Below are 24,330 nucleotides of genomic sequence, written 5' to 3'. Positions count from 1 at the left end.
AGGCGAACCCAATCGTGGTTAACGCGGGGTAAAGGAGCCTGCGTTTCCCGGGGATTTCTCGGGATTGGAGCCTTTCGGCCGCCGGTCTATGCTCCTCGGCGACGCCATGCCGATCCCGATCGACCAGCAGATCACCTGGGTCTACACCGAGGACCTGGAGCGGACCGCCGCCTTCTACGGCGGTCTCCTCGGCCTGCCGGTCGTGCGCGACGAGGGCGCGGCGCGCATCTTCCGGACCGGGCCGTCGAGCTTCATCGGAGTCTGCCGCGCCTTCGAGGACCGGGTGGTCGAGCCCCGGGGCGGCATGATCACCCTGGTGACCGACGGGGTCGACGCCTGGTACGCCCGCCTGGAAGCCGCCGGGGCGACGTTGCGCGGACCGCCGGAACGCATCGAGGCCTTTGGGATCTACAGCTTCTTCGCCGAGGACCCCAACGGCTATGTGATCGAGTTCCAGAAGTTTCTCGATCCAGCTTCGCCGGAGTCGGATGGCTGAGGTCTCAGCGATTGGACTGCAGTGCCAGGAAGAGAATACAAAAAGAAAATTTTCGGGCGTGCTGTAAAACGCAGTATCTGCATAAGAGAGAACTCAAATTTTTGATCTAACTACGCTCCCTCAGGCCCTACAGCTCGCGGTTTTCCCCCTACCTTTTATTATTGCAGAACGGTTCTTTGTTTGACCTGGAATTCTTTGGCTTGCCGCCATACATGTCATTAAGTCCTTGAGCGCCAATTTCTCGGCCTCGGACACTATTCAACGATTGTCGCCGGCGGGATGGACCGGCAGAGGAGAGGTGATGGCCGTTCTGCGGCATGTGACGGGATATGTTCTGGCGACGCTGGCGTCGACCACGGTTCTGACCGCGGCGGGATCGTCCGCCGACGCGCAGCTCCGCTATTGCGCCGAGCACGATTACTTCGTGAAGAAGCTGGAACAGCAGTTCGACGAGCAGCGAAGCGGGCTGGGTATCACCACGGACGGCAAGCTTCTCGAACTCTTCGTCGGCCCGCGCGGCAATTGGACGATCCTGGTCACCCTACCCGGCGGCGCCACCTGCATCATGACGGAAGGCGGCGGCTGGCAGGATAGCGAACCCCGCGAGGAAGAGCCTCTGGCCTAGGGCCTGTTCGGCGGCAAAAAGGCGAAATCTGCGAGCGCTTGACAGCGCCGGGGTGCCCTCCCATGCTCATGCCGTTCCTAGGGGAGCCCTGAACGGGCTGAGAGGCCGCCATGCCGGCGGTGACCCTTCGAACCTGATCCGGGTCATGCCGGCGCAGGGAACGGAACCCGCAAGGTCCCCAACTGCACCCCGACAAGCGCCCTGGATCGCTCGCGACGATCTGGAGGGTACACGTCATGCGTTTCATCAAGCCCCTGCCCATCAAGCCGCCGCTCATCAAGCCCCTGGGGTCCGGCCTCGCCGCCGCCCTGCTGCTCGCGGCCGCTTCCCTGACCTGGGTCCAGCCGGCCGCCGCCGAGACCAAGCTCACGGTCCTGCTCGACTGGTTCGTCAACCCGGACCACGGGCCACTCATCGTGGCCCAGCAGAAGGGCTACTTCGAGGAGGCCGGCCTGAAGGTCGAGATGATCGAGCCGGCCGATCCCAACGACCCGCCCAAGCTGGTCGCCGCCGGCAAGGCCGACATCGCGATCTCCTACCAGCCCCAGCTCCACATTCAGGCGGCGGCGGGCCTGCCCCTGGTGCGCATCGGCACCCTGGTGGCGACGCCGCTGACCACCCTGCTGGTGCTGGCCGACGGCCCGGTGAAGTCCGTCGCCGACCTCAAGGGCCGCAAGGTCGGCTTCTCGGTCGGCGGCTTCGAGGACGCGATCCTCGGCGCCATGCTGGAGCGCCACGGCCTCACCCTCAGCGATATCGAGCTGATCAACGTGAACTTCTCGCTCAGTCCCTCGCTGTTGTCCGGACAGGTCGACGCGGTGATCGGCGCCTACCGCAACTTCGAGCTCAACCAGCTGGCCATCGAGGGCCGCAAGGGGCGGGCCTTCTACGTCGAGGAAGAGGGTGTGCCGGCCTACGACGAGCTGATCATCGTGGCCCACAAGGACCGGGTCGGGGACGCGGCGCTGGCCAAGTTCGTCTCGGCGGTCGAGCGCGGGGTGCTCTACTTGATCAACCACCAGGACGAGTCCTGGAAGCTCTTCGCCGGCTACAAGGCCGGACTGGATGACGAGCTGAACCGCCGCGCCTGGCGCGACACCCTGCCGCGCTTCGCCCTGCGGCCGGCCGCCCTCGATCGCAGGCGCTACGAGGCCTTCGGGAAGTTCCTGATGGCGCGCGGCATCGTCAAGCAGCTGCCGCCGACCGCGAGCTACGCGGTGGAGCTGCCCGCCCCCGCAGGAAACTAGCATGGACTTCGGGGACTACGCCGCCGGCCGGCCCGGGGCGCGCTTCTCGGACTGGCTCAAGGCCGAGGCGGAGCCCTTCTGGTCGGCCGCGGTCGGGCACCGCTTCACCCGCGAGCTGGCCGACGACAGCCTGCCCGACGCGGTCTACCGGCGCTACCTGATCGAGGACTACGGCTTCATCGACGCCCTGGTGCGCCACGTCGCCCACGCCATCGTCGTGGCGCCCGACATGCCGCCCCAGAGCAGTCTGGCCGCTTTCCTCGCCGCGGTCACCAGCGAGGAGAACGACTACTTCCTGCGCTCCTTCGAGGCGCTCGGCGTGCCGGAGGCGGAATGGCAGTCCGCCGGTCCCGGACAGATCGGGCAGGCCTTCGGCGAGGTCCTGGCGGAAGCAGCCGAGGACGGCAGCTACGAGAGCGCGCTGGTCGTGCTGCTCGCCGCCGAGTGGTGCTACGAGGCCTGGGCCGGCGCCGTGGCCGACAAGCAGCCGGCGCGCTTCTACCTGCGGGAGTGGATCGAGCTCCACGCCAACCCGGCCTTCAAGGCCTTCGTCGGCTGGCTGCGCGAGGACATGGACCGGCGCGGCCCGGCCATGCCGCCGACGCGGCAGGACGAACTCGCCCGCCTGTTCCGGCGCATGATGGAGCTCGAAGAGGCCTTCTTCGACGACGCTTACAAAGCCTAACCAGTCGCCCTCACCCCGACCCTCTCCCGGAGGGAGAGGGAGCGCAGCCGCAGGGACCCATCATACCCTCTCCCCGTGGGAGAGGGAGGGACCCGCGCAAGCGGGAGGGTGAGGGCGTTTTGGTTCAGCCCGCCGCAGCGAGCTCCTCGGCGGTGTCAGCTGACCGGCTTGAGGCAGGTGATCAGCGATTTCGACAGGTTGCGCAGAAGCCGGTCGTAGGCCGCCGGTCCGGGCTGCAAGCGGGCGCCCAGGGGATCGAGTTCGGCGGTCTTCGCCCCGGTCCCGCTCACGACGGTCTCGACCAGCGAGGGCTCGAACTGCGGCTCGCTGAACACACAGGCGGCCCGCGTCGAGACGATCTTCTCGCGGATCTCCTGCAGCCTCTTGGCGCCCGGCGCACGCTCCGGACTGAGCGTGATCGAACCGACCGCCGACATCCCGTAGCGGACCTCGAAGTATTGGTAGGCGTCGTGGAACACGACGTAGGGCAGGCCTCGCACCGGCTCCAAGGTGGCTGCCAACTCGGCGTCGAGGGCGTCGAGGCGCGCCGCCACGGCAGCGCCGTTCTCCCGGTAGCGCGCCGCATTGGCCGGGTCGCGCTCGGTGAGCGCCTCGACCGCCGCCCGCACGATCAGCTTGCCGTTGCGCGGATCGAGCCAGATGTGCGGATCGCCGTGGGCGCTGTGTTCGGCGTGGTCGTCATGATCGGCGTGGTCGTCGTGACCGGCGTGCTTCCCGTGCCCGTGATCGTCGTGCCCATGGTCGTCATGATCGGCGTGGTCGTCGTGACCGGCGTGCTTCTCGTGCCCGTGATCGTCGTGCCCGTGGTCCTTGTCGCCGTGGTCGTCGTGCGCGTGGTCGTCGTGCCCATGCTCGTCATGGTCGTCATGGTGATCGTGGCCGTGGTCGTCCCAGGCGCCGCCGACACGGGCCGGCAGCAGGGCGAGCCCCGGCAGCTCGGAGAGTTCCACGACCCGCGCGTCGCGCGGCAGGGCCTTGAGGGGCTTGACCATGAAGCCCTCCAAGGCCGGAGCGACCCAGAAGATGACATCCGCCTCGCTCAGACTGCGCGCCTGCGAGGGGCGCAGATTGTAGGCATGGGGCGAGCCGCCGCCGGGCACCAGCAGCGTGGGTTCGCCGACGCCTTCCATGACGCCGGCGACCAGGCTGTGCACCGGGGGAATGCTGGTGACGACCTTGGGCGCGGCCGCGGCCTGAAGCGGTACGCCGACCAGCGGCAGGAGCGCAGCGGCGACGAAGAGGCGGCGCGGAATCATGTTGCGGGCGTCGATCTGGCGGAGGACCGGCATTGGCAGTTCCCTTCGGGTCAAAGGCTAAATGTTATAACGTTGCGAAAGTAAGCGGGTCTCGTTCGGGCGAGTCAATAGCCCACGGCGCCGAAGCCAAGGCCAGCGCGACTGCGCTCGACCGATCCCCCTCTCCCGAAGGAGAGGGGGATCGCTAACTCAGCCGGCCGCGGCGATCTGCTCGGCCTTCTTGACCATGACCTCGGCCTGCTTGATCGAGGCGATGTCGATCAGGCGGCCGTCGAGCGCGACCGCGCCCTTGCCCTCCCTTGTGGCCTGTTCCATGGCCTCGAGGATCCGCTTGGCCTTGGTCACTTCGGCCTCCGAGGGGCTGTTGACCTTGTTGGCCAGCTCGATCTGGCTCGGGTGGATCGCCCATTTGCCCTCGCAGCCGAGGCAGGCCGCCCGGTTGGCCTGGGCGACGAAGCCGTCGGGGTCGGAGAAGTCGCCGAAGGGGCCGTCGATCGGCCGGAGGCCGTTGGCCCGGGCCGCCACCACCATGCGCGAGACGGCGTAGTGCCACATGTCGCCCCAGTGGTAGTCCCTTTCCTTGCCCTCTTCCTGGTCGGTCAGCACGCCGTAAAGCGCGTTGGGACCGCCGATCACCGTGGTTCGCGCCTTGGTCGAGGCGGCGTAGTCGGCGACGCCGAAGTGGAGGCTCTCGTTGCGCTTGGAGGCGGCGGCGATCTCGTCGACGTTGGCCATGCCGAGCGCGGTCTCGATGATGTGCTCGAAGCCGATCCGCTTCTCGCGGCCCATGGCGTCCTCGATCTGGGTGACCAGCATGTCGACCGCGTAGACGTCGGCCGCCGTTCCGACCTTGGGAATCATGAAGAGGTCGAGCCGGCCCTTGGTCTGCTCCAGCACGTCGACCACGTCGCGGTACATGTAGTGGGTGTCGAGGCCGTTGATCCTGAGCGACAGGGTCTTGCTGCCCCAGTCGATATCGTTGATCGCCTCGATGACGTTCTTGCGGGCCTGCACCTTGTCGTCGGGCGCCACCGCGTCTTCCAGGTCGAGGAAGACCACGTCGGCCGCCGAGGCGGCTGCCTTCTCGAACAGCTTGGGATTGCTTCCCGGAACGGCGAGTTCGCTGCGGTTCAGGCGCGCCGGCGCCTGCTCTACGATGGTAAAGCTCATGGACCTTCCCCTGTCTCGGCTCGAAATCTGGACGCGCTAAGTGGCAGCTGGGCCCGGCGCTGTCAACTCCGCCGCCGCCGGCCTCAGCCGCCGGTTCCCCGGCCCGCCGCGCGCGCCAGGGGATGGTGCTCGCGGACCAGCGCCTTGAGCCGCTCGTTCAGGACGTGGGTGTAGATCTGGGTGGTCGAGATGTCGGCGTGGCCGAGCATCTGCTGGACCGAGCGCAGATCGGCGCCGTGGTCGAGCAGGTGGCTCGCGAAGGCGTGGCGCAGCACGTGGGGCGAGACCTTCTCCGGCGCGAGCCCCGCTTCGAGGGCGAGCTCTTTCAGCAGCTGACCGACCCGGCGCCGGGTCAGGTGCCCCGCCGCACCGCGCGACGGGAACAGCCAGGGCGAGTCCGGACGACCGGCCAGGAAGGCGGCGCGCGCCGCGCGGTAGGCCTTGACCGCCTCGCGCGCCGCCGGGCTCAGGGGCACTAGGCGCTCACGGCCGCCCTTGCCGCGCACCAGCAGCACCTCGGGGTCGCGCGCGACGGCGCCGAGCGGAAGGGTGACCAGCTCCGAGATGCGCAGGCCCGTGGCATAGAGCAGCTCGACCAGGGCCGCCAGGCGGCGGCCTTCCGGCCCCTTCATCCGGTGCACCGCCGCCAGCAGGCGGTCGACCTCGGCCTCGGTCAGGATCTTCGGCAGCGGCCGCCCGCCGCGCGGCGCCTCAAGCCCGTCGAGCGGGTCGTCCGCTCTGACGCCCTCGCGCATGAGGAAGCGGTGAAACTGGCGCAGCGTCGAGAGGCGCCGCGCGGTGGTGCGGGGCGAGAGGCCGCCGCGATGCTGTTCGGCCAGGAAACTGCCGATCTCGTCGCGGCCGCCCGCTTCGAGCGCGAGGCCGCGGCGCGCCAGGAAGCCGCCGTAGGCCTCGAGGTCCTTGCCGTAGGCCGCGAGCGTGTTACCCGACGCGCCCCGCTCGGCGGACATCATCTCGAGGAAGGATTCGACCAGGGGCGGCGGGTGGTAGGGCGCGCCCTCGCCGGCGGCACGCCGGCGGCCTCCGGGTCCGGGCATCGCCGGCAAGGCCGCTCAGATGCCCTTGGCGACCGCCGCCTCGATCGCCAGGGCCCGGGCTTCCCGCTCCAGCCCGACGCCGCGCAGGGCCGACAGAGCGGCGACCAGGGCGGTCGGGTGGCAGTCGGCCGGCCCCTTCTCGCCGATGATCAGGATCGACAGCAGCACGGTCTCGCCGACCCTGCCCATGTCGCTGGCATCGCGCAGTGCGAAGAGGAGCGCGCCGTCGGGCGGCGGCGCCTCGGAGCTCAAGGTGGCGAGATCGAGCCAGGACACGGCTTCGCCCTCGTCCTCGCCGAGGGCCTTGAGCGCGCCGCGAAGCCAGGCCTGACGCGCGAGCTCGGCGGAGGACTCGTCCTCGCGGGAGGCCTGCCAGGCCTCCATGTCGCCCTGCCAGGGCAAGGTCGGATTGCCGGCCAGGCGATAGTAGGGCCAGAGGCTCGCCGCGGCGGCCGCGCCTTGGGGATCGAGCAGCGCCTCCTGGCGCGCCAGGAGATACCAGGCGGCCCCTTCGTCCAGGCGGCCGGCGGCAAAGAGCGCGCGGCCGGCGGGGTCGGCGAACCAGAGCAGCGGCGGCTCGACCGGCACCTCGAGGAGGTCGGGCAGCAGCACCCGGACCAGGAGCTGATAGACGGCAGGATCGGCCGCGCGCTCGAGGGCGGCCTGGATCAGTTGGGCCCGCGCCGTCGGCTGCTCGCGCTCGCGGACCGCCTGATAGAGCAGGGCGCGCCCCGGCCCGCCGGGGTTCTCGTCCAGCGCGGCGATGGGATCGTCGAGCTCGGCGGAATCGAAGACGTAAAGATCGTAGATCTCTCTGAGCGCCGCGGTGCGAAGGACACCCATGGAGACGGCCCGTTCGGCCGCCCGGGTCCGCGGCTCGAGATCGCTTCGCTCCGATGCGGCAATGGCGACCAGCAGGCCGGGGCTGGCGGCCTCGATCAGATCGTCGGGAAGCGGCCGGTCGATCATGTGCAGCATCGCCAGATGCAGTGGCGAGTCGACGGTGACGCTGGCCGTCTCCGCGCCGGCGAAGGCGTCCACCAGGGTGAAAAAGGCCGGATCGTCCTCGGTGCTGCCCTGCTCGACCATGAGGCCGACGCCCAGCATGGCCTGGTCGAACTCGCCGGAGCGGAGCTGGCAGTAGACCATGGCCCGGCGCCAGTAGCCGGCCGCGCCGTCGCGCGCCACCTCGCGGCGCACCTTGCGGCAGGCCTCCTCGACCTCTCCGGTGAGCAGGAGCCCCTCGGTCCGGGCTCTGGCGATCCGATCGTTTTCGTAGCGTTGCGGGACCAGGCGCAGCAGTTCGTTCAGCCCGCGCACGTCGCCCAGGGCCGCCAGGCGGTCGACCCGGGTCGCCAGCAGGGTGGCAGTCGCCTCGGTCGTGGCGCGGCGGCTGCGCGGCGGCTCGGCATTGGTCAGCAGCAGGCGGCGGGCGAGCCCGCGCAGGGTCGCCGACTCGAGCCGCGAGGGCAGGCGGCGCAGCAGCCGCTCCACGGCCGTGCGATCGCTGCGGCTCCACATGTCGCCGCCGAAGCCGCCGTTGCGGGCGTCAAGCGTGCCGATCGCGTCGGGGTCGATGTCCCCCAGGGGATTGATCTCGATGCCCATGAGGCCGCTTCCCTCGCCTTCCATGCCTCGGGTCAGGCTCGAGGGCAGGGTCCGGGCGGTCGGGGCCAGGGCAGCAGGGCGGGCCTCCTCGGCGGTCGCGGGGCCTTCGGCGCCGGGCATCAGGGCGGTCGGCGGCGCGAGCGGCCGGGGCGCTCCGGTCGCGGCGCCGCCGCTTTCGAGAGAGGTCTGCGCCCAGACCGGCGCGGGCGCGGCGCCGGCCACGGCCAGCGCCACGGCAAAGCCGGTAAGACTTGGTATCCAGCCGCTCCTAGCGAGGGAAACGGTCATTTGGTATGGCCTTTTCGACCGGCTTGGTCGGCGGCGGCAGCTCCCATGTCGCGACCAGGACGCCCCCCGCCGTCAGCACCAGAACGCACAGCGCGGCGGAGGCCATAAGCAGTTTGTTTCGGTTCATGGCTCCCCGGATTGAACTCTCGTTAACGGTGACGAAACCACGCCCGCGCACCCGGGCCCGGGAGGACCGGACCGGAGAGGGACGAAATCGAGGCAGGCTTGCATGGGACCCGCAGGTTTGTGTTACTTTTTGACTGTGGCGATATTGCGGCAATTTATCGGCGAGCCCGCAGGCAGGCAACGGTGAAACAGGAACTTAGCGGCCTTCCGGGGCTTTTTGGGCGCCTGCCGGTCCCATGGCCGGGCGGGGCCTGCCTTGCCGCCGGGGCACCGCGTCCCCAGCCCGAGACAGGAGCGGGATCGTGAGGGTGCCGCGCTCGATCGTGCTGGTCGGCCTCATGGGCGCCGGGAAGAGCTGCATCGGGCGCCGGATGGCGGCGCGCCTCGAGCTTCCTTTCATCGATGCCGACGCCGAGATCGAAACGGCGGCGGGCTGCACCATCGAGGAGATCTTCACCCGTCACGGCGAGGCCGCTTTCCGCGACGGCGAGCGCCGGGTCATTGCGCGGCTTCTGGACGGACCCAAGCACGTCATGGCAACCGGCGGCGGGTCCTTCATGGACGTACGGACCCGCCAGGCGATACGCGACAAGGGGATCTCAATCTGGATCCGGGCCGACCTCGAGCTCCTGCTCCGACGGACCGCGCGGCGCAACAACCGCCCGTTGCTCAAGACCGGCGATCCGCGTCAGATCCTGAGCGGTCTGATCGACGCCCGCTATCCGGTCTACGCCGAAGCCGACATTATCGTGGAGAGCGCGGACAAACCCCCAGAGGTGACGGTGCAGCGAACCATGAAGGCGCTCGACCGCTTTCTCGCCTGCGAGCCCGCGACGGCCGGCGCGGCGGTGGCGGCACAGCCATGAGCGAGTGGTCCCGCCTGCCGGTCGCGCTCGGCGAACGCGCCTACGACATCCTGGTCGGCGAAGGCCTGGTATCGACCGCGGGACGGCACATCGCCGCGGCGACCGGGGCCCGGCGCGTCATGGTGGTGACCGACGGGAACGTCGCGCCGCTCTACGCCGAACCGCTCGCGCGCGCGCTCGACGACGCGGGACTGGCCTACGAGATCCTGGTCGTCCCGGCCGGCGAGGCGACCAAGGACTTCAAGCACCTGGAGGACCTGGCCGACCGCATGCTGGCGGCCAAGGTGGAGCGGGGCACCCCGGTGGTGGCGCTCGGCGGCGGCGTGGTCGGCGATTTGGCCGGCTTCGCCGCCTCGATCATGCTGCGCGGCGTCGATTTCGTGCAGATCCCCACGACGCTGCTGGCCCAGGTCGATTCCTCGGTCGGCGGCAAGACCGGCATCAACACGCGTTACGGCAAGAACCTGGTCGGTAGCTTCCATCAGCCGCGCCTGGTGCTGGCCGACACCCAGACGCTCTCGACCCTGCCCCGCCGCGAGCTGCTCGCCGGCTACGCCGAGGTGGTCAAGTACGGCCTGATTTGCGATCCGGAGTTCTTCGCCTGGCTCGAAGGCCACGGCGCGGCGATGATCGACGGCGATCCCGCCGCCCTGCGCCACGCGGTTCTGACCGGCTGCGCCACGAAGGCGGCCGTGGTCGCCGAGGACGAGCGGGAGACCGGGCGCCGCGCGCTGCTCAATCTGGGCCACACCTTCGGTCACGCGCTGGAGGCGGAGTTCGGCTACGGCGAGGCGCTGCTGCACGGCGAGGCCGTGGCCGCCGGCCTCGTCCTCGCCTTCGACCTCTCGGCCCGCCTGGGGCTCTGCCCGCCCGAGGACGCCGCCCGGGTTCGGCGCCACCTGGCCGCGATCGGCCTGCCGGCCGGCGTGGAGGGGCTGCGCCGTCCCGGATTGAGCGGCGCGGCCCTGGTCGCGCACATGGCGCGCGACAAGAAGGTCGAGGACGGCCAGGTGACTTTCGTCCTGGCGCGCGGCATCGGCCAAGCTTTTTTGAGTCGGGACGTGAAAATGGCCGAGGTCGAGGCCATGTTGAATAGTGCCCTGGCGGCATAAGCCACTGAACTCTCAGGCAAGAACCCGAAGTCTTAAACCATGGAAACCGAACTTTTCGTCTGGATCGGCGCCATCCTGGCGCTCTTGGTGTTGTCGGGCTTCTTCTCCGGCTCGGAGACGGCCCTGACCGCCGCTTCGCGCCCGCGCATGCACACCCTGGAACAGCAGGGCGATCACCGCGCCCTCGTGGTCAACCGCCTGTTCGCTACCAAGGAGCGCCTGATCGGCGCGATCCTGCTGGGCAACAACCTGGTCAACATCATGGCCTCGGCCCTGGCGACCGGCATCCTGATCCGCCTGTTCGGCGAAGCCGGCATGGTCTACGCCACGCTGGCCATGACCCTGCTGGTGCTTATCTTCGCCGAGGTTCTGCCCAAGACCTACGCGATCCACAACGCCGACCGCCTCGCCCTGACCGTGGCGCCGGTGATGCGCGTGGTGGTCTTCGTCTTCGGCCCCGTCACCATCGCGGTCCAGTCCATCGTCCAGGGCACCCTGCGCCTGTTCCGCATCCGCTGGATCGATAGTGACCCCTCGAGCGAGGAAGAGCTGCGCGGCGCCATCGACCTGCACGCCGGCGAGAGCGAGGAGGTGCGCCACGAACGGCAGATGCTGCGCTCGATCCTGGACCTGGCGGACGTCGAGGTCGAGGAGATCATGACGCACCGGCGCAACGTGGTGATCGTCGACGCCGACCTGCCGACCGAGACCATCGTCAAGCAGGTGCTCGAGAGCCCCTATACGCGCATTCCGCTGTGGCGCGAGTCGCAAGACAACATCATCGGTGTCCTGCACGCCAAGGCGCTGCTGCGCGCGGTTCAGGCCAAGGGCGGCCAGCTAACCGAGATCGACATCGAGTCGATCGCCAACGACCCCTGGTTCATCCCGGAGAACACCGACCTCCTGTCCCAGCTCCAGGCCTTCCGCAGCCGCCACGAGCACTTCGCCATGGTGGTCGATGAGTACGGCGAGCTGATGGGTATCGTCACACTCGAGGACATCCTGGAGGAGATCGTCGGCGAGATCGCCGACGAGCACGACGTCGAGATGGCCGGCGTCGAACTGCTCAAGGACGGCGCCATCGTAGCCAACGGCGACGTCACGATCCGGGACCTCAACCGCCAGTTCGAGTGGCGCCTGCCCGACGAGGAAGCCTCGACCGTCGCCGGTCTCGTCCTGCACGAGGCGCGGCGCATCCCCGAAGAGGGCCAGGTCTTCGCCTTCCATGGCATGCGCTTCGAAGTGCTGGAGCGCAAGCGCAACCAGATCACCTCGCTCAAGGTGACCCCGCTCGAGCAGGAACCCGATGCGGAGGCGCCAGAAGCCGCCGTCGGCGACTGACCTCTGGCGTTTCAGTCAAACCCGGATCCGCTCTAGCAGGCTGATGAAGAACTCCTCAGTCCTTGACCACGGTCATCCTTCGACAAGCTCAGGATGAGGGTTAGTGTCTAAAACATCTCGCCCTCACCCTGAGCTTGTCGAAGGGTGATGGTGCCTACGAGGCGCATTTTCAGCCGCCTCTAGCGGCGGCGGCAGAGCGCCGTTGCGCCCGTCGCGGTCGGTGCCGCGCACCAGGTAGAGGGTGCGCCCGGCGAAGTCGACCAGCGACTGCTCTCCCGCCATGCGCCGGCCCAGTTCCCGGTCCCAGAGCGAGGTCGCCGGCATGAGCCGGATAACGAAACCGGCCCGCCGCCGTCCCGACCTGTTGGGCGCGGAGCCGTGCACGAGGTAGGCGTCGTGCAGCGAGACCTGGCCGGCCTTCAGCACCAGGTCGCGCGCCTGGCCCGCGTCGAAGGCGGCGGGGGCGATCTCCTTGTTGAGGGTGCGGTCGTCGCGGTCCTCGGTCTTGTGCTCGTAGCGGTCGCGCGACCTGTGAGTGCCCGGAATCACGCGCAGGCAGCCGTTCTCCGGGCCCGAATCGTCGAGCGCCACCCAGACCGTGCAGGTCGCAAGCGGGCGTATCGGCCAGTAGGCGGCGTCCTGGTGCCAGGGCGTCGCCTTGCCGGTTCCCGCCGGCTTGCCGAAAACTGTCGTGCCCCAGAGGATCATGTCCGGACCCAGGACCGACTCGGCGAGATCGAGCAGTTCCGGAGCGCAGGCGAACTCGAGCCACGCCCCGGCGCCCCTCAAGCCTTGCACGCCCTCGTCCAGAAGGTGCGGACAGATGATGACGTCGGAGGCGAGATGGGGGTTTTCGTCGAGCAGGCGGCCGAGCGCCGCGCGCATGGCCGCCAGACGCGCAGAGCCGACATGGAAATCGGGTATCACGTAGCCGTCGCGCCGATAGGCCGCAATCTCGGCCGGGCTCAACGCGGTCATCGCAGCCTCACGCTCCCTCGCCCCGGGGTGCACAGGCCCGGCAGTCTAGCGGAAGCGGCCGCCCCGGAACAGGCGCCTCGGAACACAAGAAAAGCAATCATTTAGGATGACGGCCCGCCCGGCCGGACGGTCCATGCTACGCTCGCCTCGCCTCGTCTTGACGGCCATTGGACGCTTCTTATAGTGCGTCCGTTCCGCGGCCATCCGGGTCCCCGTGCCCGAGCCAATTTTCGAAAGCCCAGATCATGCCTTTGTCGCCGCCGGCCGAGCGCAAGCACCTGCACACACGCCGCTATCACTTCGAGGGATTCGAACGGGCCGACGGGCTCTGGGACATCGAAGGGCGGATGACCGACGTCAAGACCTACGGCTTCGACAACAACTACCGGGGGCGGATCGAGCCGGGAACGCCCCTGCACGACATGATCATTCGCCTGACCCTGGATACCGATTTCGTGGTGCGGGACATCGAAGCCACGACCGAGGCCTCGCCCTACCGAATGTGCAGCGACATTACGCCCAATTTCAAGCGCATGATCGGCACCAAGATAAGCCTCGGCTGGCGCGCGGCGATCCGCAAGAACCTCGGCGGGGTCGAGGGCTGCACGCACCTGGTCGAGATGCTCGGCGCCATGGCGACCGTCGCCTTCCAGACGATCTACCCGAAGATCGCGGCCAAGGTCGAAGATCCCAATCCCGCAAAGAGGCCGGGGATGATCGATTCCTGCCACGCCTACCGCAGCGACGGCGAGATCGTGAAGCGGATCTGGCCGTCGTTCTACACCGGCAGCTGAGTCGCCCATCCCGCCCTCCCACCGAGCAGACCTTGGTTTGGCCGAGAAATGCGGGCTAGACTGTGCCGGCCCCGCGGCGCGGCGCCTCGCACCGATGCGAGACCGTCCGTCCGCCGGCGAGGGCTGTGGGGAGGAGCGGTTTGTCCGGCCCGGTCATGGCCAAGAGCCCGATCTACGATCTTCTGATCGTAGGCGGCGGAATCAACGGCGCGGGGATCGCCCGCGACGCGGCGGGCCGCGGCCTGAAGGTTCTGCTCTGCGAGCAGCACGACCTGGCCTCGGCGACCTCCTCGGCCAGCACCAAGTTGATCCACGGCGGCCTGCGATATCTCGAGTACTTCGAGTTCCGCCTGGTGCGCGAGGCACTGATCGAGCGGGAGGTCCTGCTGCGCGCCGCGCCCCACATCATCTGGCCCATGACCTTCGTGCTGCCCCACGCCCGTCAGCTGCGGCCCGCCTGGATGGTGCGCCTCGGCCTCTGGCTCTACGACCACCTGGGCGGCCGCGAGCGGCTCCCGGGATCGCGCGGGCTCGACCTGACGCGCGATCCCCTGGGCGGGCCACTGGCCGGCGACGTCAAGAGGGGGTTCAGCTACGCCGACTGCTGGGTCGAGGACTCCAGGCTGGTGGTGCTCAACGCCCTGGATGCCCGGGAACGGGGCGCGGAGATCCGAACCCGCACCCGCTGCGTCAGCGCGCGGCGCCGCGACGGCCTCTGGGAGATGGACCTGGCCCCGAGCGGGGGCGAGGCCGCCGAACGGATCAGGGCGCGCATCATGATCAACGCCGCCGGGCCGTGGGTCAGCGAGACCCTGACAAGCGTGGCGAGCCTGAACGCGAAGAGCGCGGTGCGCATGATCAAGGGCAGCCACATCGTGGTCCCGCGCCTCTACGACGGCGAGCAGAGCTACATCCTGCAGAACACCGACCGGCGGGTCGTGTTCCTGATCCCCTACGAGCAGCGCTTCACCCTGATCGGGACGACGGACGTGCCCTACGACGGCGACCCCGCCGAGGCCCGCATCGCCGATGACGAGACCCGCTATCTGTGCGACGCTGCGAACCGCTATCTCGCGCAGCAGATCGGACCGGAGGACGTCATCTGGAGCTATGCCGGCGTGCGCCCGCTCTACGACGACGCGAGCGAGAACGCCTCGGCGGTGACCCGCGACTACGTCCTCGACATCGATGCGGACGACGGCGCCGCGCCGCTGCTCTCGGTCTTCGGCGGCAAGATCACGACCTACCGCAAGCTGGCCGAGCACGCCCTGGCCAAGCTTTCGCCCTGGCTCGAAGCGACCGGCGATCCCTGGACCGCCGAGGTGTCCCTGCCGGGCGGCGACATGCCGGACGCCGATTTCGACGCCTATCTCGAGCGTTTTCAAGGCGCGCACCCCTGGCTTCCACCGGCCCTGGCGCGGCGCTACCTGCGCGCCTACGGCACCCGCGCCGAGCGCATCGTCGGGCGGGCCGCGGCGCTCGACGATCTCGGCGAAGCCCTGGGCGACGGTCTCTACGAGGCGGAGCTTCGCTATCTGGTCGACCAGGAATGGGCGCAGACCGCCGAGGACATCCTGTGGCGACGGTCGAAGCTCGGCCTGCACTGCGGGGCGGAGACCCGTGCGCGGCTTGACGACTGGATTGCCCGCCGTGCCACCGCCGCCGCCGAGCGGATCGCCCTGCCATGAGCCTGGCCCTGGAGCAGGTCGGCAAGACGGTCGGTTCCGAGACCCACCTCCGGGACATCACGCTCGAGCTGGCGCCGGGCTCGCTCAACGTCCTGCTCGGCCCGACCCTCGCCGGCAAGACATCGCTGATGCGCATCATGGCCGGCCTCGACCGTCCGACCAGCGGGCGCCTGCTGCTCGACGGCCGCGACGTCGAGTTCTACCGCAGCCCGGCGCGTGTCGCCTGGACGCCGAGCGGCACCAACGTCCCCGACTACCCCAAGTTGGCCCAGCTCTGGTGGCAGAACATCGGCGAGGCGGTGGCTGGCGAGGTTACCGTGGACACCGCCATGGACAACCTGGCGCGCGAGCAGGACAAGGTGCTCAGGCGGCTGCAGCGCTCCAACGTTCAGGGTGACTGCGGACCGAAGCTCAACGACGAGATCGATCCCGAGAAGTGGCTTAGCCAGGCGGGCTCGCCCAAGGCCAAGCTGGCCAACGAGAAGCCCCAGGGCGAGACGGTCGACTACGACCAGTTGATCCAGGCCTGGCGCGAGGGACGGGTCAAGTAGTCCATCACGCGGTGCGGAGGCACCGCTCTTGATACGTTAATCGCGACGAAATCGCGCGATTTCGGGGCGGAAAGTCCTTCCGCCCCGTTCTTTTTTTACAGAACCATGACCGTTGGCGACGCTTTAGGCTCGAAAAGGCGGTCTCGGCGTCCCGGGACACCCTGATTGTCGTGGATCAGGCCCTTCGGGTCGCCAATACAGCGGCAATTCGTTCGAGTTTCTCTCGAAGACCATGTACAGCAACCATATTGCCGTGCAAAACTAATGGCAGGGCGTTTCGCGTGGTCGCGGTATAGAGGGACCGCAAGTTGGGATTGAGCGCTGGCCACGCTTGGTTTCCGGTTCGCGGGCGTGTTGGGCTTGAGACTAGGGGCGTTACGTTTCGGAGCATACCATCAATGGCAAACGGTCAAGATTTCGACCATCCGGCGGTCTCGCAGCACGCGGTCGCCGCGGTGGTCAAATGGTTCAATCCCGTTAAGGGTTTCGGATTTGTTCAGCCCAACGACGGCTCGCCGGACGCCTTCCTGCACATTTCCGTCCTGCAGGAAATCGGGCGTCGGGACCTGCCGGAAGGCGCCAAGATCGTCTGTGACCTGGCACAAGGCCGCAAAGGCCTCCAGGTCGCCGCGATCAACCACGTCGAGGATCCGCCGGACTCGGCGCCGCAGCCCGCGATGATGGGCGAAGCCGAGACGTCGCAGCTCGAGGGCACGGTCAAGTTCTTTAACGCCGAGAAGGGTTTCGGCTTCGTCATTCCAGACGACGGCAGCAAGGACGTCTTCGTGTCGGCGCGAACCCTGCAGCGGATCGGACTGGCGACGCTGGAATCGAACCAGCGCGTGCGCTTGAGCATTCGCCATGGCCAGAAAGGCCCCATGGCCGAGCACGTCGAGGTTCTTGGATAAGACCACTCCGCGGTCGTTCACGGAGTGGAGAGAAGCGCGGCAGGACGCAAGACCGGCGGCTGGTGAGTTCGCCCGAAAAAGCCCAGGAAAGCGTGGCGTCTGTGCTGCGGCCTGACGAGATCTTGCTGCGTGTGCGCGGCCTGAGCGGCATCTGGCTGGCCGAGGTTTCCTTCGATCTCGCTGCGGGCGAGTGCCTGGCCGTCATGGGTCCCTCCGGTTCCGGGAAGAGCCTCCTGCTGCGCGCGCTGGCCGATCTGGATCCCAACAGCGGCGACGTCAGTCTGGCCAGGCAAGCGCGCTCGGCGATGAGCGCACCGGCGTGGCGGCGCCTGGTGACTTACGCGGCGGCGGAGCCCGGCTGGTGGGCGGAGACGGTCGGCGCTCACTTCGAAGACTGGACGGCGGCGGCCCCCTTGGTCCGACGGTTCCACCTGGCCGAAGACTGCGCAACCTGGCCGGTCGGCCGCCTCTCCACCGGGGAGTCGCAGCGGCTCGGATTGATCCGTCTGCTCGTGCAGGGGCCCTCTGTGCTCCTGCTCGACGAGCCGACCTCGGCCCTGGACGAGGCCGGACGGGAAGCCGTGGAGGCCGCCGTGCGCGAAAGGCTGGACGCGGGCGCGGGGGCGATTTGGGTTACCCATGACGCGTCCCAGGCGAAACGCGTGGCGAAGCGCTGCCTGCGGATGGAGCGCGGCGAGGCGGTGGAGTCAGTCCCGTGAACGCGATTCCCCTTGGATATGCCGACCTCGCCATCGCCGCGGTCCTTGTGCTGATCAACGGCGCGCTCTCGGTCGCCCTCAACCTGGGCATCGCTCGTCAGCTCGGGATTGCAACCCTGCGCATGATCGTCCAGCTGACTCTGATCGGGTTCGTGCTGACCACCCTCTTCGCCCTGGCCTCGCCGCTCTGGACCGCCGTGGCGGCCCTGGCCATGGTGCTCTTCGCCGGCCGGGAGATCATGGCCCGGCAGCGGCGCCGCATGCGGGGCTGGTGGTCCTACGGCCTCGGCACGGGGTCGATGCTGATGGCCGCCGGCCTGGTCACGGCCTTCGGCCTCACCGCCTCGGTCGGCCCCGACCCCTGGTACGACCCCCGCTATGCCTTGCCGCTGCTCGGCATGGTGCTCGGCAACACCATGACCGGAATCAGCCTTGGGCTGGACACGCTCTCGAGCGGCCTGGTGCGCGACCGGGCCGCGGTCGAGGCGCGGCTGGCGCTGGGCGCGACCCGCAGCCTGGCCTTCCTGCCGGTCACCCGCGCCGCCCTGAGAAGCGCCTACATGCCGATCATCAACGCCATGGCGGCGACCGGGCTGGTCTCCCTGCCCGGCATGATGACGGGACAGATCCTGGCCGGCGCCGATCCCGACGCGGCGGTCCGCTACCAGATCCTGGTCATGTTCCTGATCGCCGGCGGTACGGGCTTCGGCGCCACCACCGCGGTACTCTGGGGAACCCGAAGGCTGAGCGACAACCGCCACCGTTTGCGCCTCGACCGGCTCGCCCCGGCGCGCGATTGACCGGTCAGGACAACTCAGCGCGCAGCTTCTGCCTGAGCACGTCGATCGGCACCAGCTGCCCCTCCACGTCGATGTTCCAGAACTGCCAGCCGTTGCAGGCCGGCGCGCCCTGAACGTGGGCGCCCGCCTGGTGGATCGAGCCCCGGAAGTCGGCGGTCACCAGGGTTCCGTCGGCGCGCACCTTGGCGACGCTCCGCCGTCCGGGCGCGTAGAGCAGCGTGCCCGGCTCCAGGAGACCGCGCTCGACCAGCCAGCCGAAGGGGATGCGCGGCTGGTCACGCTTCGAGGGGGTGACCGCGAGGGACTCGTCGTCGAGCGGCCGGACCGCCGCGAGCCGGCGCTCGGCGAGGGCGACGTAGTCGGCTTCGCGCTCGAACCCGATGTAGCGCCGCCGCAGCCGCTTGGCGACCGCCGCCGTGGTGCCGCTGCCCAGGAAGGGGTCCAGAACCAGATCGCCCGGCTTGCTCGCCGCCAGGATGACCCGGTGCAGCAGGGCCTCGGGTTTCTGGGTCGAGTGCGCCTTGCGCCCCTGGCCGTCCTTCAGCCGCTCGGCCCCGGTGCAGATCGGCAGCAGCCAGTCGCTGCGCATTTGCAGGTCGTCGTTCAGCGCCTTCATGGCCGCGTAGTTGAAGGTGTAGGCCGCTTCCTGGTGCTTGGCCGCCCAGATCATGGTCTCGTGGGCGTTGGTGAAGCGCCGGCCGCGGAAGTTCGGCATGGGGTTGGACTTACGCCACACCACGTCGTTGAGGATCCAGAACCCGAGGTCCTGGAGGCAGGCGCCGACCCGGAAGATGTTGTGATAGCTGCCAATAACCCAGAGCGAGCCGTCGTCCTTGAGGACCCGGCGCGCGGCGGCCAGCCAGCGGCGCGTGAAGTCGTCGTAGCTGGCCAGGTCGTCGAAGCGGTCCCAGTGGTCGTCGACGCCCTCGACCCGGCTGTGGTTCGGACGGCTCAGGTCGCCGGAGAGCTGGAGGTTGTAGGGCGGGTCGGCGAAGACGAGATCGACCGACGTTTCCGGGAGGCGGCCCATCTCCTCGATGCAATTACCCTGACGAATGATGTCGTATTGCAACCCGGGGTCCCCCTTGGCGGCGCAGGTGCGGGCATCCTGAGTCACCGGAGACTCGCCGTCAAGAGTCATGAGAGTCAATCGCTTAGATCGAGGACCTCACGCACGGGCCGAAACGACCGCCGGTGCTGGGGGGTAACCCCGAGCCGGGACAGCGCGGCCCGGTGCTCGGCCGTGCCGTATCCCTGGTTGCGTTCCCAGCCGTAGCCCGGGTGCGCCCCCGCCAGGCAGGCCATCTGCCGGTCCCGCGCCACCTTGGCCAGGATCGAGGCGGCGGCGATCGACAGGCTGCGGGCGTCGCCCTTGATCACCGTGCGCACCCGGCACGGCAGATCGGGCGCCCGGTTGCCGTCGACCAGGGCGACGTCGGGCGCCAGGCCGCAGCGCGCCACGGCGCGCGCCATGGCGAGCAGGCTGGCCTGCAGGACGTTGAGGCGATCGATCTCCTCGACCGCCGCCTCGGCCAGTCCGTGCCGGACAGCCTCGGGCGGAGCCGCCTGGAGTGCCGCCGCCAGGCCGGCGCGGGCGCGCGCCGACAGCCGCTTGGAATCGTCGAGAGCCGCGGCGAGACCGGGCGGCAGACGCGCAGGTTCGAGCCAGACCGCGGCCGCCACCACCGGGCCGGCCCAGGGACCCCGTCCGGCTTCGTCGACCCCGACGACGCAGCGGCCGGTGCCGGCGCCCTCCGCCCGCTCGAGCTCGAAGTCGGGCACCGCGTCCTCCTCAGTCCTTGACCGGTTCGATCTTGCCCTTGACCGGCTTGCCCAGGTCCTGGGCCAGGTCGACCGACTTCGGGCGCTTCATCGGCGAGGATCGCGACGGCTGGGGCATGATGTCGCCGACCCAGCGGGTCGCGCCGGTCGCCATATCGACCATGCGGTGCTCGGCCCGCCGGGTCGAGCGGAACAGCGCGCCGACCTCGCGGCCGAAAGTGAGACGCAGCATTTCCCGCGGCGAGGTGACGCCGATCAGAACGATGCGGTTGAGCCGGCGGGCGGTCTCGAGCCAGAAGGGGCTGACGATCAGCGAGAGCACCGTCACCGAGACGATCAGGCGGTGGGTCTCGGCCGTGACCGCGCCGCTGCTGATGGCGAGCGCCGCCAGGATGAAGGAGAACTCGCCGATCTGGGCCAGCAGCACACCGGACAGGAAGGCGCGCGGCCAGGTCTCGCCCAGCGCCTTCAGCAGCCCGACGTTGAGCGCCGTCTTGAACAGAGCGATGAAGGCAACGATCAGGACCACGGTCCAGACGTTGGCCCAGATGAACTCGAGGTCGATCAACAGGCCGATCGACAGGAAGAAGGCCATCAGCAGGACGCTCTGGATCGGCGCCGTGTAGTGGATCATGACCCGTCGGCTGGTCGAGTTGCCGATCACCAGGCCGGCCAGGAAGGCGCCGTAGGCCGGCGAGAGGCCGAGCACGCCCGAGATCGCCGCCGCGCCGAAGCAGAAGGCCAGGCCGGCCAGGGGCGTCAGGTCGGCGGACTTGCCGACCAGCCGGGCGAAGGGCAGGCGCATGCGCTGGCGTCCGCTCAGGTAGATGATCAGGAGCACCAGGAAGACGATCGAGAGAACGATCTTCAGCACGGCCTCGATACCGATCGACCCACCCGGACCGAACGACCCGATGATCAGCATCATGGGCACGACCGCCAGGTCTTGGGCGATCAGCACGCCGATCGTGATCTGCCCGATCCGGGTCCTGAGCTCGCCGATCTCCTGCAGCATCTTGATCGCGACCGCGGTGCTGGAGACCGCCACGACGAAGCCCAGCAGCAGCACCTGGGGCAGAGGCCAGTCGAGCACCTGGCCGAAGATGAACATGGCGAGCAGGCTGACCGCGATCTGCAGGCCCGTGGCGGCGAGCGCGATGCCCCAGACCTGCCGCGCGCCGCGCAGGGAAAGCTCCATGCCGATCAGGAACAGCAGCATCAGCACGCCGAGCTCGGCGAGCTGCTGGATCATGTCGCGGTTCTCGACGAAGCTGGCGCCCGAAGGCCCGAGGATCATCCCGGCCAGGATGTAGCCGGCCACGGCCGGCTGTCGAAAGCGCTGCATGGCCATCCCGCAGCCCAGCGCCGCCAGGACGACGAGCGCCAATCCGGTCAGCTGGCTGTGGTCATGCACCGACTCCATGATGGCGGTGACTCTAGCACGCCGGCCGTTAACCAGAAGTCACGAGGCGGGACAAGTCTCAGAACAAAGCGAGCTGATTCGGGTCGGGACCCGGGGCGACGAACTGGCTGGTATCCGGCTGCCATTCGTTCTTGTCGAGGCCGAGCCGTTTGCGGGCGATCTGGAAGCGCTTGGCGATCATCTCGGCATAGACGCCGTGCCCGCGCATGCGGTGCTTGAAGTCGGCGTCGTAGAGCTTGCCGCCCCGGGTCTGGCGCACCAGGCTGAAGACCCGGTCGCGGCGGTCCGGGAAGTGGGCGTCGAGCCACTCCCGGAACAGGTCCTTGATCTCGAGGGGCAGCCGCAGAACCGTGTAGCCAGCGGAGCGCGCGCCGGCCCCGGCCGCCGCTTCGAGGATCTTCTCCATCTCCGCGTCGTTCAGCGCCGGGATCATGGGCGCGGCGAGCACCCCGGCCGGCACCCCGGCCTTGTTGAGCCCCTCGATGGCGGCCAGCCGCCGTTCCGGACGCGGCGCCCGGGGCTCCAGCTTGCGCGCCAGCGCGCCGTCCAGGGTGGTCACCGAGACCATGACCCGAACCAGGCCGGCCTCGGCCAGGGGCGCCAGGATATCCAGATCGCGCAGGATCAGCGCCGACTTGGTCACGATGGTGACGGGATGGCGCGCCTGGCGGAGCACCTCCAGGACGCCGCGAGTGATCTCCAGCTTGCGCTCGGCCGGCTGGTAGGGGTCGGTGTTGGCGCCGAGCGCGATGACCTTCGGCTTGTAGCCGCGTTTGGACAGGGCCTTGCGCAGAAGCGCCGGCGCCTCGTGCTTGGCGAAGATCCGGGTCTCGAAGTCCCGGCCCGGTGAGAGGCCGAGCCAGGCATGGCTCGGCCGGGCGTAGCAGTAGATGCAGCCGTGCTCGCAGCCCCGATAGGGATTGATCGAGCGGTCGAAGGGGATGTCCGGCGACTGGTTCGTGGCAATGATCTCGCGGCTCGCGTCGGGCGAGATCAGCGTGTCGGCCCGCGGCTCCGGCGCGTCCCGGTCCCAGGCGCCTTCCCAGCCGTCGGCGGTCCGGACTCTCTGGTAGGGCTCGTAACGCCCGGCCTCGTTGCTGACCGCGCCGCGCCCCTTGACCGCCTTATTGGGAACCGCGTCGTCCATGGCTGAGAGTTTACGCCCACAGAAAGAACAAAACAAGAACGACTCTGTCGGAAGCGCTCTGTCGGAGACCGTCGATCTCGTGGCACCGCCGTGCTAAAGAGCGGCCGATGACCGCCGACCCCGGGATCTCCGTGCTGATTCCCGCCCTCGACGCCGAGGCGGGGCTGCCGGCCGTGCTCGACTCGCTGGAGCCGGGCCGCCGCGAGGGACTGATCGCCGAGGTCCTGCTGTGCGACGGCGGTTCCAAGGACCAGACCGCGCGCGTCGCGCGGGACCGGGGCGCGCGGGTGCTCTCCGCCGGCCGCGCCAACCGGGGCCGCCAGCTCGCCACGGCCGCCGCAGCCGCCGGCGCCGACTGGCTGCTCTTTCTCCACGCCGACACGCGCCTCGCGCCCGGATGGGTCGGTGCGGCCGAGCGCTTCATGAGCGTGCCCCGGAACGCCCGGCGCGCCGGCTACTTCCGCCTGGAGCTCGACGACCCGGCGCCGCAGGCGCGCCGGATCGAGGCCGTGGCCAACTGGCGGGCGCGAACCCTAGGCCTGCCCTACGGCGATCAGGGGCTGCTGATCACCAAGAGCCTCTACGGCAGCCTCGGCGGCTACCGCCCGCTCGCGCTGATGGAGGACGTCGACTTCGTCCGCCGCCTCGGCCGCCGGCGCCTGGTCATGCTGGAGAGCGAAGCGATCACCTCGGCGGCGCGCTACCGCCGGGGCGGCTGGCTGCTGCGGCCGCTGCGCAACCTCGGCATCCTGGCGCTCTACTTCGCCGGGCTGCCGCCAGCCTGGCTCAAGCGGCTCTACGGATGAGCCTGCAGAGCCACCTGGTGGTCTTCGCCCGCGCGCCCCGGCTCGGCCGGGTCAAGCGGCGCCTCGCCCGCGACCTGGGCCCGGTCGCCGCCCTGCGCTTCCACCGTCTGACCACCGCCGGCCTGCTGCGGCGCGTGGCGCGCAGCCCGAACTGGACCACCTGGCTGGCCGTGACGCCCGACCGGGAGATCGCGCGGCCGCGCGGCCTCTGGGCGACGCCGGCCCGCCTGAGGGCGCAGGGCCCGGGCGACCTGGGCCGGCGCATGGGACGCGTCTTCCGGGAACTGCCGCCCGGGCCGGTGGTGATCGTCGGCACCGACATCCCGGAGATCTCCGGCACCCACGTGACCCAGGCCTTCGCCGCTCTCGGCCGGAACGACTGGGTGATCGGACCTGCCAGCGACGGCGGCTACTGGCTGATCGGCGCGCGCCGGCGGCCGCGCCTCGCCCTGCCCTTTCGCGGCGTGCGCTGGGGCGGCCCCCATGCCCGGGCCGACACCCTGGCCGGTCTCGGCGGGCAGCGGGTCGCCTTCCTGGAAGAGCTCGACGACGTCGACACCGCCGCCGACCTGGCCCGTCTCAGCCCAGGACCGAGAAGCTGCTCTCGGGGTTGATCGTGCGCCGGCGGCTGTAGAAGCCGACGTCGATGGTCCGGTCGGTGTAGGCCATGGGGAACTGCACCGGCTCGGCGTCGTGGTCCCGGCCGGCCTCGACCTGCTCGATCAGCGCCGCCATCATCGCGCCCGCGGGCGGCGCGTTCTTGAACTGGTTGCCGCTCGAGCCGCAGGCCATGTAGAAGCCCGGCACGCAGCTCTTGTCGTAGATCGGGATCCAG

The 24,330-nt window shown here is 69.3% G+C and carries 25 protein-coding genes and 1 riboswitch; of the genes, 15 read left to right on the top strand and 10 right to left on the bottom strand.

The window, feature by feature from the left end; all coding sequences use genetic code 11:
* Nucleotides 1-88: 88 nt before the first annotated feature.
* The 4 genes from QNJ67_14460 to QNJ67_14445 all read left to right on the top strand — a co-directional run bounded on the left by QNJ67_14460 (nt 89) and on the right by QNJ67_14445 (nt 3,053).
* Nucleotides 89-496, top strand: a complete 408-nt coding sequence (locus QNJ67_14460) for a VOC family protein (protein ID MDJ0610176.1) — start codon at nt 89-91, stop codon at nt 494-496.
* A 301-nt stretch (nt 497-797) separates the two neighbouring features.
* Nucleotides 798-1,121 (top strand): hypothetical protein, encoded by a 324-nt coding sequence (locus tag QNJ67_14455; protein ID MDJ0610175.1) that lies wholly within the window; start codon nt 798-800, stop codon nt 1,119-1,121.
* Between the two features lie 69 nt (nt 1,122-1,190).
* A riboswitch (TPP riboswitch) is annotated at nt 1,191-1,299 on the top strand.
* A 58-nt stretch (nt 1,300-1,357) separates the two neighbouring features.
* Entirely contained in the window at nt 1,358-2,368 is a 1,011-nt protein-coding gene (locus QNJ67_14450; protein MDJ0610174.1) for an ABC transporter substrate-binding protein, read from the top strand.
* Between the two features lies 1 nt (nt 2,369).
* Nucleotides 2,370-3,053, top strand: coding sequence for a TenA family protein (locus tag QNJ67_14445; GenBank protein MDJ0610173.1), 684 nt, complete (start codon nt 2,370-2,372; stop codon nt 3,051-3,053).
* Nucleotides 3,054-3,208: 155 nt separating this feature from the next.
* Here the strand turns inward: QNJ67_14445 and QNJ67_14440 are convergent, their stop codons facing one another.
* The 4 genes from QNJ67_14440 to QNJ67_14425 form a co-directional block, all read right to left on the bottom strand.
* The gene (locus QNJ67_14440) at nt 3,209-4,363 is read right to left on the bottom strand and encodes a zinc ABC transporter substrate-binding protein (GenBank protein ID MDJ0610172.1); all 1,155 of its coding nucleotides are present in this window, start codon (nt 4,361-4,363) and stop codon (nt 3,209-3,211) included.
* 156 nt (nt 4,364-4,519) lie between these two features.
* Nucleotides 4,520-5,500 carry a CoA ester lyase gene (locus QNJ67_14435; protein ID MDJ0610171.1) on the bottom strand — a complete coding sequence of 327 codons (981 nt, stop codon included), beginning with the start codon at nt 5,498-5,500 and terminating at the stop codon, nt 4,520-4,522.
* An 83-nt stretch (nt 5,501-5,583) separates the two neighbouring features.
* Complete coding sequence (locus QNJ67_14430) at nt 5,584-6,558, bottom strand: site-specific tyrosine recombinase XerD (GenBank protein MDJ0610170.1); 975 nt, start codon at nt 6,556-6,558, stop codon at nt 5,584-5,586.
* Nucleotides 6,559-6,573: 15 nt separating this feature from the next.
* Entirely contained in the window at nt 6,574-8,454 is a 1,881-nt protein-coding gene (locus QNJ67_14425) for a hypothetical protein (protein MDJ0610169.1), read from the bottom strand.
* A 362-nt stretch (nt 8,455-8,816) separates the two neighbouring features.
* Here QNJ67_14425 and QNJ67_14420 point away from each other — a divergent pair, with 362 nt between their 5' ends.
* Genes QNJ67_14420 through QNJ67_14410 form a run of 3 tightly spaced genes read left to right on the top strand, consistent with a single transcriptional unit; the run spans nt 8,817 to nt 11,899 of the window.
* Complete coding sequence (locus tag QNJ67_14420) at nt 8,817-9,446, top strand: shikimate kinase (GenBank protein MDJ0610168.1); 630 nt, start codon at nt 8,817-8,819, stop codon at nt 9,444-9,446.
* On the top strand, nt 9,443-10,558 hold the full coding sequence (gene aroB / locus QNJ67_14415; GenBank protein ID MDJ0610167.1) for a 3-dehydroquinate synthase: 1,116 nt from the start codon (nt 9,443-9,445) through the stop codon (nt 10,556-10,558). The genes QNJ67_14420 and aroB overlap by 4 nt, the downstream gene beginning before the upstream one ends.
* A 39-nt stretch (nt 10,559-10,597) precedes the next feature.
* Nucleotides 10,598-11,899: an HlyC/CorC family transporter gene (locus tag QNJ67_14410; protein ID MDJ0610166.1), complete on the top strand. Its 1,302-nt coding sequence runs from the start codon at nt 10,598-10,600 to the stop codon at nt 11,897-11,899.
* Between the two features lie 123 nt (nt 11,900-12,022).
* On the opposite strand, the gene QNJ67_14405 is transcribed toward QNJ67_14410, so the two are convergent.
* Complete coding sequence (locus QNJ67_14405; GenBank protein ID MDJ0610165.1) at nt 12,023-12,877, bottom strand: phytanoyl-CoA dioxygenase family protein; 855 nt, start codon at nt 12,875-12,877, stop codon at nt 12,023-12,025.
* A gap of 245 nt (nt 12,878-13,122) precedes the next feature.
* On the opposite strand from QNJ67_14405, the gene QNJ67_14400 reads away from it, so the two are divergent.
* The 6 genes from QNJ67_14400 (at nt 13,123) to fetB (ending at nt 18,337) form a co-directional block, all read left to right on the top strand.
* Complete coding sequence (locus QNJ67_14400) at nt 13,123-13,671, top strand: DUF2889 domain-containing protein (GenBank protein ID MDJ0610164.1); 549 nt, start codon at nt 13,123-13,125, stop codon at nt 13,669-13,671.
* Nucleotides 13,672-13,811: 140 nt separating this feature from the next.
* Nucleotides 13,812-15,359, top strand: coding sequence for a glycerol-3-phosphate dehydrogenase (gene glpD / locus QNJ67_14395; protein MDJ0610163.1), 1,548 nt, complete (start codon nt 13,812-13,814; stop codon nt 15,357-15,359).
* Nucleotides 15,356-15,910: an ATP-binding cassette domain-containing protein gene (locus tag QNJ67_14390; GenBank protein MDJ0610162.1), complete on the top strand. Its 555-nt coding sequence runs from the start codon at nt 15,356-15,358 to the stop codon at nt 15,908-15,910. The genes glpD and QNJ67_14390 overlap by 4 nt, the downstream gene beginning before the upstream one ends.
* Before the next feature lie 398 nt (nt 15,911-16,308).
* The gene (locus QNJ67_14385; protein ID MDJ0610161.1) at nt 16,309-16,818 is read left to right on the top strand and encodes a cold-shock protein; all 510 of its coding nucleotides are present in this window, start codon (nt 16,309-16,311) and stop codon (nt 16,816-16,818) included.
* 92 nt (nt 16,819-16,910) lie between these two features.
* Nucleotides 16,911-17,537, top strand: a complete 627-nt coding sequence (locus QNJ67_14380) for an ATP-binding cassette domain-containing protein (protein ID MDJ0610160.1) — start codon at nt 16,911-16,913, stop codon at nt 17,535-17,537.
* On the top strand, nt 17,534-18,337 hold the full coding sequence (fetB, locus tag QNJ67_14375) for an iron export ABC transporter permease subunit FetB (protein ID MDJ0610159.1): 804 nt from the start codon (nt 17,534-17,536) through the stop codon (nt 18,335-18,337). Before QNJ67_14380 ends, fetB begins: the two co-directional genes overlap by 4 nt.
* Nucleotides 18,338-18,341: 4 nt before the next feature.
* On the opposite strand, the gene QNJ67_14370 is transcribed toward fetB, so the two are convergent.
* From QNJ67_14370 to QNJ67_14355, 4 genes are all read right to left on the bottom strand, one after another.
* On the bottom strand, nt 18,342-19,367 hold the full coding sequence (locus tag QNJ67_14370; GenBank protein ID MDJ0610158.1) for a site-specific DNA-methyltransferase: 1,026 nt from the start codon (nt 19,365-19,367) through the stop codon (nt 18,342-18,344).
* 116 nt (nt 19,368-19,483) lie between these two features.
* Nucleotides 19,484-20,119 (bottom strand): ribonuclease HII, encoded by a 636-nt coding sequence (locus QNJ67_14365; GenBank protein ID MDJ0610157.1) that lies wholly within the window; start codon nt 20,117-20,119, stop codon nt 19,484-19,486.
* 10 nt (nt 20,120-20,129) lie between these two features.
* Nucleotides 20,130-21,542, bottom strand: coding sequence for a cation:proton antiporter (locus tag QNJ67_14360; protein ID MDJ0610156.1), 1,413 nt, complete (start codon nt 21,540-21,542; stop codon nt 20,130-20,132).
* Nucleotides 21,543-21,600: 58 nt separating this feature from the next.
* On the bottom strand, nt 21,601-22,689 hold the full coding sequence (locus QNJ67_14355) for a PA0069 family radical SAM protein (GenBank protein MDJ0610155.1): 1,089 nt from the start codon (nt 22,687-22,689) through the stop codon (nt 21,601-21,603).
* A gap of 107 nt (nt 22,690-22,796) precedes the next feature.
* Here QNJ67_14355 and QNJ67_14350 point away from each other — a divergent pair, with 107 nt between their 5' ends.
* Nucleotides 22,797-23,495 (top strand): TIGR04283 family arsenosugar biosynthesis glycosyltransferase, encoded by a 699-nt coding sequence (locus QNJ67_14350; GenBank protein MDJ0610154.1) that lies wholly within the window; start codon nt 22,797-22,799, stop codon nt 23,493-23,495.
* Nucleotides 23,492-24,109, top strand: a complete 618-nt coding sequence (locus QNJ67_14345; protein MDJ0610153.1) for a TIGR04282 family arsenosugar biosynthesis glycosyltransferase — start codon at nt 23,492-23,494, stop codon at nt 24,107-24,109. Before QNJ67_14350 ends, QNJ67_14345 begins: the two co-directional genes overlap by 4 nt.
* On the opposite strand, the gene QNJ67_14340 is transcribed toward QNJ67_14345, so the two are convergent.
* A partial coding sequence (locus QNJ67_14340; GenBank protein ID MDJ0610152.1) for a hypothetical protein occupies nt 24,075-24,330 on the bottom strand: 256 nt, incomplete at its 5' end. The genes QNJ67_14345 and QNJ67_14340 overlap by 35 nt on opposite strands.

Source organism: Kiloniellales bacterium (genome assembly GCA_030064845.1).
Taxonomy (GTDB): domain Bacteria; phylum Pseudomonadota; class Alphaproteobacteria; order Kiloniellales; family JAKSDN01; genus JASJEC01.
This window is presented reverse-complemented; position numbering and strand designations above follow the sequence as displayed.

Bases quoted from the DNA above. Each gene is read 5' to 3' on its own strand.
- QNJ67_14440 (MDJ0610172.1), bottom strand. From the start codon at position 4,363: ATGCCGGTCCTCCGCCAGATCGACGCCCGCAACATGATTCCGCGCCGC.
- QNJ67_14450 (MDJ0610174.1), top strand. From the start codon at position 1,358: ATGCGTTTCATCAAGCCCCTGCCCATCAAGCCGCCGCTCATCAAGCCC.
- QNJ67_14370 (MDJ0610158.1), bottom strand. From the start codon at position 19,367: ATGGGCCGCCTCCCGGAAACGTCGGTCGATCTCGTCTTCGCCGACCCG.
- QNJ67_14350 (MDJ0610154.1), top strand. From the start codon at position 22,797: ATGACCGCCGACCCCGGGATCTCCGTGCTGATTCCCGCCCTCGACGCC.
- QNJ67_14400 (MDJ0610164.1), top strand. From the start codon at position 13,123: ATGCCTTTGTCGCCGCCGGCCGAGCGCAAGCACCTGCACACACGCCGC.
- QNJ67_14460 (MDJ0610176.1), top strand. From the start codon at position 89: ATGCTCCTCGGCGACGCCATGCCGATCCCGATCGACCAGCAGATCACC.
- QNJ67_14390 (MDJ0610162.1), top strand. From the start codon at position 15,356: ATGAGCCTGGCCCTGGAGCAGGTCGGCAAGACGGTCGGTTCCGAGACC.
- QNJ67_14405 (MDJ0610165.1), bottom strand. From the start codon at position 12,877: ATGACCGCGTTGAGCCCGGCCGAGATTGCGGCCTATCGGCGCGACGGC.
- QNJ67_14425 (MDJ0610169.1), bottom strand. From the start codon at position 8,454: ATGACCGTTTCCCTCGCTAGGAGCGGCTGGATACCAAGTCTTACCGGC.
- QNJ67_14455 (MDJ0610175.1), top strand. From the start codon at position 798: ATGGCCGTTCTGCGGCATGTGACGGGATATGTTCTGGCGACGCTGGCG.
- QNJ67_14355 (MDJ0610155.1), bottom strand. From the start codon at position 22,689: ATGGACGACGCGGTTCCCAATAAGGCGGTCAAGGGGCGCGGCGCGGTC.
- QNJ67_14345 (MDJ0610153.1), top strand. From the start codon at position 23,492: ATGAGCCTGCAGAGCCACCTGGTGGTCTTCGCCCGCGCGCCCCGGCTC.
- QNJ67_14360 (MDJ0610156.1), bottom strand. From the start codon at position 21,542: ATGGAGTCGGTGCATGACCACAGCCAGCTGACCGGATTGGCGCTCGTC.
- aroB (MDJ0610167.1), top strand. From the start codon at position 9,443: ATGAGCGAGTGGTCCCGCCTGCCGGTCGCGCTCGGCGAACGCGCCTAC.
- QNJ67_14410 (MDJ0610166.1), top strand. From the start codon at position 10,598: ATGGAAACCGAACTTTTCGTCTGGATCGGCGCCATCCTGGCGCTCTTG.
- QNJ67_14430 (MDJ0610170.1), bottom strand. From the start codon at position 6,558: ATGCCCGGACCCGGAGGCCGCCGGCGTGCCGCCGGCGAGGGCGCGCCC.
- QNJ67_14435 (MDJ0610171.1), bottom strand. From the start codon at position 5,500: ATGAGCTTTACCATCGTAGAGCAGGCGCCGGCGCGCCTGAACCGCAGC.
- QNJ67_14445 (MDJ0610173.1), top strand. From the start codon at position 2,370: ATGGACTTCGGGGACTACGCCGCCGGCCGGCCCGGGGCGCGCTTCTCG.
- QNJ67_14385 (MDJ0610161.1), top strand. From the start codon at position 16,309: ATGGCAAACGGTCAAGATTTCGACCATCCGGCGGTCTCGCAGCACGCG.
- QNJ67_14420 (MDJ0610168.1), top strand. From the start codon at position 8,817: ATGGCCGGGCGGGGCCTGCCTTGCCGCCGGGGCACCGCGTCCCCAGCC.